The organism is Plantibacter sp. H53 (assembly GCF_001650455.1).
Classification (GTDB): domain Bacteria; phylum Actinomycetota; class Actinomycetes; order Actinomycetales; family Microbacteriaceae; genus Plantibacter; species Plantibacter flavus_A.
This window is the reverse complement of record NZ_LWCT01000034.1, coordinates 1-13382: the sequence shown is the minus strand read 5'-3', so window position 1 is coordinate 13382 and position 13382 is coordinate 1. Positions and strand designations below refer to the sequence as shown.

Genomic DNA, 13382 nt, shown 5'->3' with positions numbered 1-13382 from the left:
TCTCGACGGGGTCGGTGGGTTCCGTCGGCGTGGGGACCGGCGTCGTCGGTTCCGGTTCCGGGTTCGACGTCGTCGAGGTGACGGGGGCGGCGCTCAACGCGCTGATCCCGAGGCCCTGCGGTGCCGCGGCGCTGGAGAGGTAGCCCCAGACCCCGATTCCGCCGGACAGCAGCCGCTGAGCGCTCGCGTCCGTGGCGATTCGCTGCCAGGAGGGCTTCGCACCGCCGACGACCCAGGCGCGACTGGCGATCGTGACGCTGTTGGAGGAGCGGGTGCGGAGGTCCATCTGGAGCGACTGACCGGGCTGGAGGTCTGAGGCGATGAGCGCCTCTTTGGAGAGCCTCGTCTGGTCGGCGGTCGAGCCGTCGACGCGGGCGGTGCCGAGGTAGACCGAGCCGGTGGGTGTGACACGCAGGGTGCTCTGGTAGTACCGCTTGCCGTCGGAGCGCGTCTGCAGCCCGAAGTACAGTCCGCTACCAGCGGTCGGGAGGGTCGGGACGGTGATCGTCGCGGTCGCCTGCACGTCGGCGATCTGGACTCCGGAGAGCACGGCCTGGCGGGCCGTGCCCGGGGTGGCGAAGGAGATGCTGCCACCGGTCGCCACGGCCAGGCCGGTGGTGACCGGGGAGGTGTAGGCGCCCCCGAGCTCTGCGGTGCCGAATCCGCTCGCCACGGTCCTGGCGAAGGTGTCGTTGACGACGGGGGAGCCGACCTTCCAGGTCTCCGTCGCGGCGCTCACCGGCGTCGCGACCGTGAACGAGCTGAGGATCAGTGCGCCGGCTGCGGCACCGGCGGCCAGCAGTGAGCCGAGACGCCGGGCCCGACCGCGCCGCTCAGGCGTCGCGGGGGTGCTGGTCGTCGTCTGGTTCGGGTGTCGGCGGTCGGCGGGGGGACCGGCTGCGTGCGGAGCGGAAGTCAAAACAGGGTTCCTCACAGGGATCGGGAACGTCCGATCCCTCGACGCGGAGCAGGGGCGGGGATGGTGCGGTCGCGTCGTGCGGGGCGGACTCGGCCTTCGGGAGGCCGTTTCGGTCGGGTGGCGCTGGAGTGTTGTTGAGGGATGCTACAGCAGGGATCTGTGACGGGTCCACGTTTCGGAGGCGAAGATCCGAGGTGGTCGTCCACCTCTGGACCGGGACGGAGAAGACGCCGGGTACCGAGCGGAGAAGTCGGTGGATGCCTAGTGATACGAGGATCGACAGCGCGGCGAGGGCAGGGGGGAGAGCCACTCGCTGCCAGGACGCGACCTCGTCCGCTACTGGATGCAGAGCTCCAGCAACGGCAATCATAGGAAACGTATGTACGAGGTAGATCGGGAGGGTCCTGGTGCCGAGGTAGCCCAGGAAGGCACCCGCGCGCACGCGGGACAACACCACCGCGAGCGCGATGCCGGTGGCGGTGGCCACGAGTCCGGCTCCGAGCAGCACGAAGGGGGCGAATCGCCACTCGGTGCGGAGGACGAAGGCGACGATGCCTCCGTAGATCACGACGAGCACGAACAGATGTCCGAGCCGGAGCCGCGGAGCGAGCCGCCGGATGATCGGTGCCGCGTGCGCGGCGAGGAGGAAGAAGCAGAAATAGCGCCCCGCCTTCTCCCACGGGACACCGAGCGAGGAGAAGATCCCGGTGCCGAACGCACCGGAGACGATCGCGGCGATCGCCAGCTGCAGTAGCCTCGGCCAGCTGCGCATGAGCCAGGCGATCATGAAATAGATCGGCAGTGCGTAGATGAACCAGAGGTTGGGGTGCGGCTGGACGAGGATCGAGGCGAAGGACCACCAACCCACCGGGTCCGGTGCGTCGTCCAAGGGGGGCATCACTGCGCCGTACGCGGTCTGCACGGTGCTCCACACCACGTAGAGGTACAGCAGCAAGACCAGACGCTTGCGGAACAGATCCCCGAAGGATCGAGCGAGCGCCGAGGGCGCCAGCAGCCCGGAGACGAAGAAGAACAGCGGCATCCGGAAGGTGTCGAGCGGAGTGCTCGCGAGCGCCCATGGACCGGCGATCCCGGCGACGCCGAGGTACATGACTGCGTGGAACAGGACCACCAGGATGATCGCGATACCGCGCGCGGAATCGATCCAGGTTTCTCGGGAACCGGTGTCCTCAGCCGAACCCGGCCGCGCGTGTCGGGCGGTCGCGGACATGGGGTTACCGGTCTCCGGCGGTCTCGGGGGTCGGCTCCGAGGCCCCGGTCGCGAGCGCTCGCCGGCGCGGGCGGAGCGCACGGCCGCTCTGGCGGGGTCGGGCGTTCTCGTCATCGGTGTAGTACGTGGTCCGCTCATGGTGCCGGACGTCGTTCGCCACGACACCGAGCACACGCGCGCCGACGGAGTCGAGGTTGGACAGCGCCTTCTGGAGCTGCTGTCGCTTCGTCCGACGCTCCCGGACGACGACGATCGCACCGTCGGTCTCGTGGACGAGCCAGAGGGGGTCCGTCACCGGGATGACCGGGGACGTGTCGATGACCACGAAGTCGTACTGTGCCTTCAACGCCTCGAGGGTGCCGCGCATCGTGTCCGAGGCGAGGAGCTGGTTCGGGTTCGGCGGGACGGCGCCCGCGACGAGGATGTCCAGGCCGGGGACCCCCCAGGGCTGGACCGCGTCGTCGAGCGAGGAGTCGCCCAGGAGGACACTGGTGAGACCGACCGATCCCTCGAGGCCGGTGTAGTCGGCGATCGAAGGGTTCCGGAGGTCGCCGTCGACCAGGATGACGCTCCCGCTCGATTCCGCGAGTGACATCGCGAGCCCGACCGACACGGAGCTCTTCCCCTCGCCAGGCAGCGCGGAGGTGACCACCACGGAGGCGACCGGCTTGTCGACGTCGGCGAAGGCGAGGCTCATGCACAGTGACCGGAACGCCTCGGCCGTGACGCCGTTCGGGCTGGAGCGGACCACTTGGGCGATGCGTCGCTCGCGTGAGGTGCGGCCGATCTCCGCGAGGAGGGGCAGGTCGGTGACGAGGTCGATGTCGGTGTTGCTCCGGATCCGGGTGTCCACGAGCTCGCGGAGGACCGCCCATGCCAGGCCGAGCAGGACACCGACCGCGGCGCCGAGACCGGTGATCAGCCGGACATCCGGCGAGACCGGGTTCACCGGTGCCGACGCCGGCGAGATGATGGTGAGCTGCACCGAGGCGGCCTGCGCCGCATCCTTCGGGGAGATGTTCGCGACGGCGTCTGACAACGACTTCGCGATGCCGTCGGCGATCGCCCTGGCCAGCTCCGGGTCGGAGTTCACGACGGAGATGTCGACCACCACGGTGTTGAGGGGGGTGTCCGCCGTGACGGTCCGAGCGAGCTGCGCGACCGTCAGATCGAGACCCAGGTCGTTGATGACCGGCTGCAGCACGTACGGGGACTTCGCGATGAGGGCGTAGGACTGCACGAGGTTCTGCACGTAGGTCGAACCCTGGACGAGTTCGCTCGTCGACTCGCCGTACGCGGCGGAGGCGTAGGCGCTGCTCGTCGAGCGGTACATGCTCGGCATGGACTGAGCGTAGACATAACCTCCCGCCGCTCCGAGGAGCGCCAGGAGAAGGATGACGGCCCACTGCTTGCGGATCGCGCCGAGGTAGTCGTGAACGGTCACGTCACTGCCCTTCTGCCGGCACCGGGCCGGTGCTGTGCTGTGGGCGGCGCGGAACGGCCGCCCTGGTGGTCCCACTATCATGTGGGGAGGACGAGGGGAGCGGGGATCTGGACGAGCAACGTGACCAGACACTGCTGGTGGTGTGCGCGGCGAACGTCTGCCGGTCGCCACTTGCGGCGTTCCAGTTGGAACGCCGGTTGAGCGGACTCGCCGAATTCGACCAGGTCGTCGTCGAGAGCGCCGGGGTGACGGCGCGGACCGGCTCGGAGATCTGTGAGCGGGTGAGGCGGCTCGAGCGCGGCACCGGCTTCGCGGCGTTCGCCGATGCCCACCGGTCACGGCCGATCACCGAGGCGATCATCGACCACGCATCGTTGATCCTCACCGCGTCGACGGCCGAGCGATCGGCGATCGCCACGCTCGCACCCGCCGCCCGGTCCCGGACGTTCACCCTGCGGGAGGCGGCGGCTCTGGCCGTCGTGCCCGGATTCGCAGACGAGGACGGGATCGAGCTGGAGGGTGTGCTCGACCGCTTCGCGGCAGTCATCCACGGGCGCCGCGGGTTCGTCGCGCCGAGCCGGCGACCGAAGGGCCTCCGACGGTTCGGACGGACTGCGGCGCCGACGGACCCGTTCGACATCGCCGACGGCCACCTCTCGGGGTCGGCCGCCCATGACCGCACCATCGCGCAGGTCGGTGAGGTCGCCGGGCTGCTCGCCGACGCGGTGCCGAGGACGGCACCGCGCGACGTGGCCTGACCACCCGCCGCTGCCAGGAGTCCCTGCGCTGGAAGCAGGACGCTACGCATCGACCCGCTCCGCCCCACGAGGCCGGAGCGGAAGCCCGTCCACCGAGTCGATGATGCGGTCCTGATAGGCCCTGACCGAATGGCGGTCGGCCGCGATGCGCTCGTCGTCGAGCGCTGCCGCGGACCGAGCAGCCCAGTCGGACCGGATCTCGGCGAGCGCGTCGGCGATCGCGACGGCGTCTGCGGGGGTCACGAAACTTGCTGCGCGGTAGCCGGCGGCGGCCTCGCGGAGCCCGGAGGTGTCGCTCACCACGACCGGTCGTGCGGCGAGGATGCTCTCGACGGCGGTGTTCCCGAACGGCTCGTCGAGCCGGGAGGGCACGACCAGCACGTCGCTGGCGGCGAGTGCAGGCCACGGGGTCGGCTGGAAGCCGAGGAGCGTGACACGGTCCGCCAGGTCCCGCGCGGCGATCGAGGCGCGCAGCTCGTCCTCGAACCACTCGTAGCCGGGGTAGACCGCGCCGACGATGTCGGCGCGCGCGTCGATCCCACGGCGGTTGAGTTCGTCGACGGCCTCGATGACGAGGTCCGGCCCCTTCCGCGGTGACAGGCGTCCGACGAAGAGCACGCGAAGTTCGTCGAGGACGTCCGTCCGAGGAGCCGTGACCTCGGACGGCCCGGGGACCCCGTTGAGGACGACGGTCGTCCGGTCGACGAGGCGGGCGTAGGAACGCTCGAGTGTCTTGGCGCTGTACGAGCTGTTGGCGATCAGCCGATCGGCGAACAGCAGGGGGAATGCGAGGGCGCGCATCACGATCGGCTTCGCCGATCCTTCCGCCTCGTGCACGTGCACGACGGAGGGGAGACGGCGCAGCCGCGCGAGCGCCGTCCACAAGGGGATCGTGATGGTGTTGGTCCAGACGAGATCGGGCTGCACCTCGCGCATGAGACGACCACCCGCCCGCAGACCTCGGACGGTCTGCGACACGAGCTCGCCGAACCCGCGTGGGGTGAGCAGACGCTTCCGCAGCACGAGGGTCGGCACGATGTGGACCCGCGCACCCCGTTCGACGAGCAGCGGGCTGAGTGGTCCGTCCGCGGGCATGGTGACCACGACGTCGGACCCGTCGCGGACGAACGCCTCCACCGTCTCCAGGAACACGCGGTCGGATCCGTACAGGTCTGCACTCGGATGAGCGAGCAGCAGCGTCCTCCGTCTGATCGGCTCGGGCCGTCCAGACCCCCCAAGGTCGTTCATCGTCCGATCAACTCAGCAGCTCGGAGACGGGGTCTGCACCCAGGCGGTCCATGTCGCGGAACCACTTCACGGAGGCGAGGAGCAGGTGGCCGGCGTTCGCGACGAACATCAGCGTGTACACGGCGAAGAAGAGGACGGGCGCGCCGAGCAGCAGGAACACCAGGCAGAGGAAGCCGTAGTCCGTCGGGATCACGAGGAGCGAGCGGAGCGGCGAGCTCTTCCGCGCGTCCGCAGCGGGCTTGAACCCGTAGGCGGCCTTCAACTGGTCGTTCAGGATCATCGCGAAGAACGACACCGCCGCGACCACCGTGTACCCCATGGGGATGAGGTAGAGCGCCGGGTCGGTGAACTCGAAGTGGCGGAACACCATGATGAGCACGGCGAGGTGCAGGGTCGAGATCTTCGTGGCGTCGACGACGTGGTCGAGCCACTCACCGCTGGCGGAGCCGCCGCCGCGCAGACGTGCGACTTGACCGTCGGCCGAGTCGAAAGCGTATCCGATCGCCAGCGCGAGCCAGACGGCGACGCCGACCCACCACGCCGGCGGGAGGATGGCCAGCATCGCGATGCCGGAGAAGGTGAACACCGCGCTGATCGCCGTGACGATGTTCGGCGTGAGTCCGACCTTGTAGGCGCCGGCGGCCAGGTATCGGCCGGCCTTGCGGTTCACGTAGATCGAGTAGGCCGGCGCTCCGGCAGCCCGCTTCTTCTGCGCACCGGCCAGGCGGGCGACGATCTCGGTGTAGGACTCGGTGGTCGAACGGGTGTCGGCAGTGATTCGGGTCATGCCAATCCTCCGGTGCTCTCGGTGACGTGTGTCGGGTTGATGCTGCTGACCGGTTTCGGGTTCCAGTCGATGGGCAGGCGGGTGAATCGTCCGGTGCGGTGGATCGTCGCGCCGTCCGCCAGGCGGAGGGCGAGTGCTTCGTAGCCGTCGGCGATGCTGTCCCAGCGGTAGACCTCCGCGGCGCGCACCTGGAGGGCCGCTCCGAGGGCGGCGGTGCCCGCCTCGTCCAGTTCGGCCTGTTCGATGAGGCGGGCGACCTCGTCGCTCGCCGCGAAGAAGGAACCGGAGTCACCGACCACCTCGTGATTGAACACGGAGTCGAAACCGATCACGGCCGTACCGGCGCCCATGGCGCGGAGGAGCGAGGGGTTGGTGCCGCCGACCGAGTGGCCGTGGACGTAGGTGAGCGCGCCGGCGTACAGCTGGTCGAGGAGCTCCTGGTCCCAGACGCCGCCCAGCAGGTGCACGCGGGGATCGCTCGCGGCGAGGGCGGCGATGCGCTCGCTGTGTTCGGCGCCGTACGGTGCCGAACCGACGACGACCAGCGGGTGCCGCGCGGCGCTGCGGATGAAGCCTTCGACGATCAGGTCGACGTGGTTCTCCGGTTCGAAGCGGGCGACCACGAGGTGGAACGCGCCGGCCTCGACACCGGCGCCGGAGCCGAGCAGATCCGTCCTCGGGTGTTCGAGGATCTTCGCGCCATAGGTGAGGAGTTCGGTCGGCACGCTGAACTGCTGCTCGTAGTAGTCGGCGATCCCGGCCGCGTCGGCGATGAGGGCGTCGGCTGTGCGAACGGAACGTTCCTCGGCCCAGCGGTAGTAGCGCTTGCCTGAACCGCTCCACTTCGCCCGCTTCCATTCGAGGCCGTCGACGTGCACGGCGGTCGGTATGCCCTTGGCGCGGATGACGGGGACGAAAGGTGCGTTCGCCGCGTTGAAGACGAAGGCGACATCGTGGCGTCGGGTGACCGCCATGTGGAGAACGGACAGAGCGGTGTGGCTGAGGGTCTCGAGGACCTTCTTGCGGACGGCAGGCAGGTGCACGAGTCGCATACCGAGATGCTCGGCCGGTTGCTCAGCCGCGGTGCGGCGGCAGTAGACCGTGACCTCGTGGCCGCGCGCGGCGAGCCTGCTGCCGATCTCCTCGACCGCGGTCTCGAACCCGCCGTACGCCGCAGGGACTCCTCGCGTGCCGACCATCGCGATGCGAAGGGTGCCGTCGGGCTGACGTCCGTGGGCGACGCCCCTGCGAGAGTGGCCAGTCATCGGATCGTCGCCGTTTCGCCGGTCGTCGAGCGCTGCTGAATGGAGGTCATGGGTGAGTTCGGGTTTCTCATGGGTTCGCTTCCGCGGCAGTGTGTCCGGGTCTGCGTGGCGGGGCGGGATGTCGACGCTGCAAGCGTCGTTGCTCGGATGGTGGGCGTCGCGTACCGGGTCGGGTGTCCCTGCACGACGACGATGGTGCAGCGCGTGCGCGTTCGCCCGGTACGTCCGCTTTCGGGTGCGGACGGCGTCGAAGGTCGATTCGCTCGGGTAAGCGTCACGGATATCGATGCACGATCGGGTTCGTGCGCGCGAGCGGCGTCATTGACCAGGTGGACCGACTCGACGGATTCGGGTGTTTCGGGTGTCGAGCGGCTCACCGGTTCGCGGTGATGGAGACGACTGTATCGAAGTGTTGTCCCCTCTGGAAGGGGATTTGTCCTCTTTTCGCAGGACACCCCTCGCTTTGGGGGCATCACCGACAGCGGCCCGCGCATCAGTACGCGCCGACCGGTTTGAGTACGACCTTGACGGTCTGCCACATGATCATCAGGTCGCCCGTGATGGACCAGTTCTCCACGTAGTAGAGGTCCAGGCGGACGCTCTCCTCCCAGGTCAGGTCGGAACGCCCGGAGACCTGCCACATGCCGGTGAGGCCAGGCTTGATGTGCAGACGTCGGTGCACGTCCTTCTCGTACTCGGCGACCTCGCTCGCCAGTGGCGGCCGGGGCCCGACGATGCTCATGTCGCCGGTCAGGATGTTCCACAGCTGTGGGAACTCGTCGAGGGAGTACTTGCGCAGGATGCGGCCGACGCGCGTGACCCGCGGGTCGTTCTTCATCTTGAAGAGCACGCCGTTGCCCTCGCTCTGCGCCATGAGGGCTGGGAGGGCGGCTTCGGCGTCGGTGATCATCGACCGGAACTTGAACATGGTGAACCGTTCGCCGTTCCGACCGACGCGTTCCTGCCGGAACAGCACCGGACCCGGGCTGTCGAGCTTGACCGCGAGTGCTATGAGGGCCAACAGCGGCGAGATGAGCAGGATCCCGAAGCCCGTGAGACCGATGTCGAGCGCGCGCTTCATGATGTGGCGACCGCCTTCGAACTGGGGGATCTCGACATGGATCAGCGGCAGCTCTTCGACCGGTCGGAAGTGGATCCGAGGTCCGGCCACGTCCGTCAGCCGCGCGGCGAGCACGAGTTCAGTGGCGGTCCCCTCGAGGTCCCAGCCGAGGCGACGGATGTAGTCGCTGCCGCCGTCGACGGGTCCGGCGATGATGACCGCGTCGGCGGTGAGGTTCGAAGCGGCTTGCGCCACGCCGTCGACGTGGGCGATGACCGGGACGGATCGGCCCCGGCTCGAGAACGGCTCGGCGGTCTCCTCGTCGACGATCGCCGCACCGACGACGGTGTAGCTCATGCTGTGCTGCTTCGCGACCTGTTCGAGGACGTAGTCGACGTCGTCACGCCGACCGACGACCACCGTCCGTGCCGTGTACTCTCCGACGCGACGGCGGCTGAGCAGCCACTTGCGCCACATCCAGCGCGAGGCGAGGAGGGCGAGCGTCCCTGCGGGGAGCGCGAGGATGAAGTACCCGCGCGCGATGTCGATCTTCAGGATCAGGAAGGCGATCGCGAGGATGCCGAAGGCGAATGCGCTGGCGTTGACCACGCGCTTGTACTCGGTGACACCGGAGCCGATGATGCGGCTGTCACGTGTCCTCGTGAATCCGAGGAAGCCCAGCCATACGAGGACGATGACCGCTGAGAGCATGACGTAGAGCTGTTGGCCCTCCGGACCGACCGGGGCGTCGCCGAACCGCACGACGAACGCGGCGGAGACCGCGAAGAGTGCGATCGCACTGTCCGTGAGGACGACTCGACGACGGTATCGCTTCGACCATTCGCGTCGCGTCAGTGAGGCGACCGCGGCGGGGGAGGAGGCCGCGCCGAGCGCGACGGCTCGACGTCGGCGCAACCCGATGGGGCTCGCGATCGGGCCGGTGATCGGGAACGGGTGTTCTTTGACGTCGGTGCTCACGCGGTGGCCCACCGTTCGGTGCGGTGCGGAAGGGTGGCCGCGGTTCGGGTGCACGGACATGGGCGTCGGAGGGTCCGACGGCGGTTCGGGTACGTCGTCATGAGGGCTGCTATCCACTGGTGGGTTCGGGTGTGGTGCTGGTGCGCGGTGCGCACGGGCGGTTCGGGCCGCCCGCGGAGAACGCGACGTCGCTCGTGTACCCACGACCGACCGGTGATACCGGTCGAGATGAGCGTCCCCCTTGGATATCCCTCAACTCTAGGAAGCGGGGGTCATCGGCGGATCCCCCACTCCAGGGGGGTGACGGCCCCCAATTCTGGGGGTGAGCGTGCCCTCGGACGCGTGATTCCGTCGTCATTCGCAGATCCGGCCACGGACTTCGTCGATCGCGTCCGTCGGGGCCCGGTGGGGGACAGCACCGCCCGACCCGGCTGCGCCCATCCCGGATGGCGGATCGACCGCATGCTCAGCGACTACATTGGTGCCATGGATGGAGCGCGCGCGACCGATGGCGCGATCGCCGACGCCGCCCGCGATCCCATGGCCGATTGGCCGACCGGGCGCCTCCTCTCCACGGCGTCGCGACTGATCGAGCACACCTGGCAGCAGGCCCTCGACGGCATCGGGGTGACCCACGCCGGGCTCATCGTGCTGCACCTGCTCGACAGCGGGCCCGCCAGTCAGAAGGAGCTCGCCCGACGGGCCCGCGTGCAGAACCAGACGATGTCGCGCACGCTCGACCGACTGGAGCGGGCCGGCCACATCGAGCGCATCGCCGCGGTCGACGACCGTCGCCGTCACGTGGTGAGCCGGACGACTGCGGGCGATGAGGCCTGGCTCGCCGCACACCGGCTGGAGGCCGACGTCTTCCCGGAACTCCCCGACGAGTCGGCGTTGCGGTCCCAGCTGCTCGCGATCATCCGTTCGGGCGAGTCCGCCCGTTGGTCGCCCGAGGACGTCGAACCCGCCTGACCCGTGGCCCGACGCGCCCACCCCGGTCACTGAGCTTGTCGAAGTGCCCACGGGGAACCTGCGTGATGCGGGTGTCCAGTCGGGGCGGCCCTTCGGGTGTCCGCTCAGAGGCACACCCAGGCACAGCCGTACCCCGTCCGGGGGGATTCGAGCTGGTGCTCCGGGACGAGAGTGGCTAGTGTGATCAAAGTTTCTATTGTGACTGTTGTGACAGGATGACGGCCGCGACCCGCCGAGGTCGCCGTGATCGTGTCGTCGGACTGGAGAATGATGACCCCCGCACGAACGCCCGGTGCGCAGCACGGCCGCCGCCGTCCCTGGCTGGCGATGGCCCTCTCCGTCGGCGTCGTCACCGCGTCACTCACCGTCGGTGCACTACCGGCCCATGCGGACGACTACCCGAGCTGGGCCGACGTCGAAGCGGCCAAGTCGAGTGAGTCAGCGAAGGCCGCCGAGATCACGAACATCACCGCACTCATCACCTCGCTACAGGAGCAGTCCGACGCCGCGTTCCGCACGGCACAGATCGCCGCCGAGGCCTATCGTCAGGCGCAGGACGCCGTGACCGAGGCGACCGCCCGCGAGTCGGCCCTGCGCGAGCAGGCCGAAGCCGCTGCGGCCGCTGCCAAGGTCTCGAAGCAGCGCGCCGGTGCGCTCATCGCACAGCTGTCGCGCGGCGGCGGCGGCGACGTCTCGCTCGACCTCGTCCTCGGCGCGGGGAAGTCCGACGACCTGTTGTCCCGACTGTCCGTCATGGACAAGCTGGGCGAGCGGAACGCCGCGAGCTACGCCGAGGCGGTGACCGACCGCAACGCGGCGAGCGGGCTGACCGACCAGGCGGAGGTCGCGAAGACCGAACGCGAACGCCTCGAGGGCGAAGCGCAGACGAAGTACGACGAGGCGGAGAGCGCCTCGGCGGCGGCATCCGCAGCCGTGGCGGCCCAGGAGCAGCAGGCCGACCAGCTCTACGCGCAGCTCGCCTCCCTGAAGAACACCACCGCCGAGACCGAGCGCGGGTACGCGGCCGGCGAGTCCGCTCGTCAGGCGGCGGAGGAGGCGGCAGCCGCTGCGGCTGCCGCCGCGGCCAACACCCCTCCCGCCTCGGGCGGCGGTTCATCCGGCGGCGGCGGATCGAGCGGCGGCGGCGGCGGTGCGTCCAGCGGCGGTGGCGGTGGCGGCGGCTCGGTCGCACCTCCGAACTCCGCCGGCGTCGAGTCCGCGATCGCCTTCGCGCTCGCCCAGGTCGGCAAGGGCTACCAGCTCGGCGGTTCCGGCCCGAACGTCTGGGACTGCTCGGGGCTCACCCGCGCGGCCTACGGCAGCGGCATCGGGACGCATTCGGCGACGAACCAGTACTACACGATGCAGTCGCAGGGACGCCTCGTGCCCTACAGCCAGAAGCAGCGTGGCGACCTCATCTTCTGGTCGAGCGGCTACGACTACTACCACGTCGCCATCTACCTGGGGAACGGCCAGATCGTCGAGGCGGCCAACGAGCGGGCCGGTACCCGTGTCGGCGGCATCTGGGGCTCCGGCGACGTCGCACCCTACGTCGGTCGCCCGACGGGTTGATCCCATGAGCTCCGCCGAGGTCGACGCCTACCTCGCGTCCCTCACGCACCAGCTGAAACCGGCGGTCGTCCGTCTGCGCGAGGCGATCATGGCCTCGGACACGGGGTTCTCGGAGCACCTGAAGTGGAAGGCGCCGAGCTTCGTCTACGACGGTGAGGACCGCGTCACCTTCGCGCTGCACCCGGCGAACCGTATCCGGATCATCCTGCACCGCGGGGTGCATCAGCGGGACGACACCGACGCCTTCCGGTTCGACGACCCCTCCGGTCTCGTGGCGTGGGCGGCGCCGGACCGCGGAGTCGTCACCTTCTCGACCATCGAAGCGGCGGCCGCCGCCGAACCCGCCCTGCTCGAACTCATCGGGCGCTGGGTGCGGGCCTGACCGAGGTGTCGGAATGCTCCGGGATGCCAGGCGCCGGACCTGGTCATCCGAGGGGCAGCACCCGGAAGTCTCGGAACGACACGGTCGTCGACGCCGTGGCGGACCCCGAGAGGTACAGGCCCAGACCCACTGCTCCGACACCCTGCAGTCCTGGGGTGTCGTCGACGACGGACAGCTGGAACGTCGTCGGTTCGACGTCTCCGGTCCACGCCTTGGCCTCGATCGTGGTGCCGCTGACGCCGGTCGTCCGCGTCACGAGGTGGACCTCGCTGCCGGCTCCGACCGACGTCCCGGCGAGGTTCAGTGCGCTGATGGTGTTGCCGTTGCGCTGCACCTGCAGCTGGACGACACCGGACGCCTGGATCCAAGCGCGCGTGACGTATCGCTCGGAACCGACCTGCCGCACGATGAGTGAGACGAACTGACCGCCGCCGCTCGGCGCCTGGTCGAGCGAGAACGTCACCGAGGTCTCGGCCGCTCCGACCTGCGTCGCCGCCAGCACGGCGGTGCGAGTCGCGCCCGGAGCAGCGGTGATGGTACCCCGGTTCGACGTGACGGCGAAGCCGGTCCGGCCGCCGGCGAGCGTCCAGGCGCCGCCGAGGAGCGCATCCCCCCAGCCACCGGTCACTTCGCGGGCGAAGTCGTCGGAGACGAGCGGTGCCGGGTCGGCGGGTGCGGTCGGGTCCGTAGGCGTCGTCGGGTCCGTGGGCGTGGTCGGGTCCGTCGGTTCGGCGGGCGGCGTCGGGTCCGTCGGTTCGGCGGGCGG

Annotated in this window: 10 protein-coding genes and 2 pseudogenes; 4 read left to right on the top strand and 8 right to left on the bottom strand. The window is 69.5% G+C overall.

The window, feature by feature from the left end:
- From A4X17_RS13280 to A4X17_RS13270, 3 genes and pseudogenes are all read right to left on the bottom strand, one after another.
- Positions 1-919, bottom strand: a pseudogene (locus A4X17_RS13280) (hypothetical protein); the annotation flags it as partial.
- The gene (locus tag A4X17_RS13275) at positions 834-2150 is read right to left on the bottom strand and encodes an acyltransferase (protein ID WP_064296160.1); all 1317 of its coding nucleotides are present in this window, start codon (positions 2148-2150) and stop codon (positions 834-836) included. The pseudogene A4X17_RS13280 and the gene A4X17_RS13275, both read right to left, overlap by 86 nt.
- A gap of 4 nt (positions 2151-2154) precedes the next feature.
- The gene (locus tag A4X17_RS13270) at positions 2155-3594 is read right to left on the bottom strand and encodes a polysaccharide biosynthesis tyrosine autokinase (protein ID WP_064296159.1); all 1440 of its coding nucleotides are present in this window, start codon (positions 3592-3594) and stop codon (positions 2155-2157) included.
- A 29-nt stretch (positions 3595-3623) separates the two neighbouring features.
- Between A4X17_RS13270 and A4X17_RS13265 the strand changes: the two genes are divergently transcribed.
- Positions 3624-4352 (top strand): hypothetical protein, encoded by a 729-nt coding sequence (locus A4X17_RS13265; protein WP_082916168.1) that lies wholly within the window; start codon positions 3624-3626, stop codon positions 4350-4352.
- A 42-nt stretch (positions 4353-4394) separates the two neighbouring features.
- On the opposite strand, the gene A4X17_RS13260 is transcribed toward A4X17_RS13265, so the two are convergent.
- The 4 genes from A4X17_RS13260 to A4X17_RS13245 all read right to left on the bottom strand — a co-directional run bounded on the left by A4X17_RS13260 (position 4395) and on the right by A4X17_RS13245 (position 9690).
- Complete coding sequence (locus A4X17_RS13260; RefSeq protein WP_231884391.1) at positions 4395-5504, bottom strand: glycosyltransferase; 1110 nt, start codon at positions 5502-5504, stop codon at positions 4395-4397.
- 103 nt (positions 5505-5607) lie between these two features.
- Positions 5608-6387 carry a CDP-alcohol phosphatidyltransferase family protein gene (locus A4X17_RS13255; RefSeq protein WP_064296156.1) on the bottom strand — a complete coding sequence of 260 codons (780 nt, stop codon included), beginning with the start codon at positions 6385-6387 and terminating at the stop codon, positions 5608-5610.
- Positions 6384-7652 (bottom strand): glycosyltransferase, encoded by a 1269-nt coding sequence (locus A4X17_RS13250; RefSeq protein ID WP_064296155.1) that lies wholly within the window; start codon positions 7650-7652, stop codon positions 6384-6386. The genes A4X17_RS13255 and A4X17_RS13250 overlap by 4 nt, the downstream gene beginning before the upstream one ends.
- Before the next feature lie 493 nt (positions 7653-8145).
- The gene (locus A4X17_RS13245; RefSeq protein WP_231884390.1) at positions 8146-9690 is read right to left on the bottom strand and encodes a sugar transferase; all 1545 of its coding nucleotides are present in this window, start codon (positions 9688-9690) and stop codon (positions 8146-8148) included.
- A gap of 486 nt (positions 9691-10176) precedes the next feature.
- Here A4X17_RS13245 and A4X17_RS13240 point away from each other — a divergent pair, with 486 nt between their 5' ends.
- The 3 genes from A4X17_RS13240 (at position 10177) to A4X17_RS13230 (ending at position 12616) form a co-directional block, all read left to right on the top strand.
- On the top strand, positions 10177-10662 hold the full coding sequence (locus tag A4X17_RS13240; RefSeq protein WP_231884389.1) for a MarR family winged helix-turn-helix transcriptional regulator: 486 nt from the start codon (positions 10177-10179) through the stop codon (positions 10660-10662).
- A 270-nt stretch (positions 10663-10932) separates the two neighbouring features.
- A complete protein-coding gene (locus A4X17_RS13235) occupies positions 10933-12234 on the top strand; it encodes a C40 family peptidase (protein ID WP_082916165.1) in 1302 nt (433 codons plus the stop codon).
- Positions 12235-12238: 4 nt separating this feature from the next.
- Positions 12239-12616 carry a DUF1801 domain-containing protein gene (locus A4X17_RS13230; protein WP_064296154.1) on the top strand — a complete coding sequence of 126 codons (378 nt, stop codon included), beginning with the start codon at positions 12239-12241 and terminating at the stop codon, positions 12614-12616.
- A gap of 43 nt (positions 12617-12659) precedes the next feature.
- Here the strand turns inward: A4X17_RS13230 and A4X17_RS19510 are convergent.
- Positions 12660-13382 (bottom strand): annotated as a pseudogene (locus tag A4X17_RS19510) (hypothetical protein); the annotation flags it as partial.

Coding starts and splice junctions, on each gene's coding strand:
- A4X17_RS13275 (WP_064296160.1), bottom strand. CDS start 2,150: ATGTCCGCGACCGCCCGACACGCGCGGCCGGGTTCGGCTGAGGACACC.
- A4X17_RS13255 (WP_064296156.1), bottom strand. CDS start 6,387: ATGACCCGAATCACTGCCGACACCCGTTCGACCACCGAGTCCTACACC.
- A4X17_RS13250 (WP_064296155.1), bottom strand. CDS start 7,652: ATGACTGGCCACTCTCGCAGGGGCGTCGCCCACGGACGTCAGCCCGAC.
- A4X17_RS13240 (WP_231884389.1), top strand. CDS start 10,177: ATGGATGGAGCGCGCGCGACCGATGGCGCGATCGCCGACGCCGCCCGC.
- A4X17_RS13235 (WP_082916165.1), top strand. CDS start 10,933: ATGACCCCCGCACGAACGCCCGGTGCGCAGCACGGCCGCCGCCGTCCC.
- A4X17_RS13230 (WP_064296154.1), top strand. CDS start 12,239: ATGAGCTCCGCCGAGGTCGACGCCTACCTCGCGTCCCTCACGCACCAG.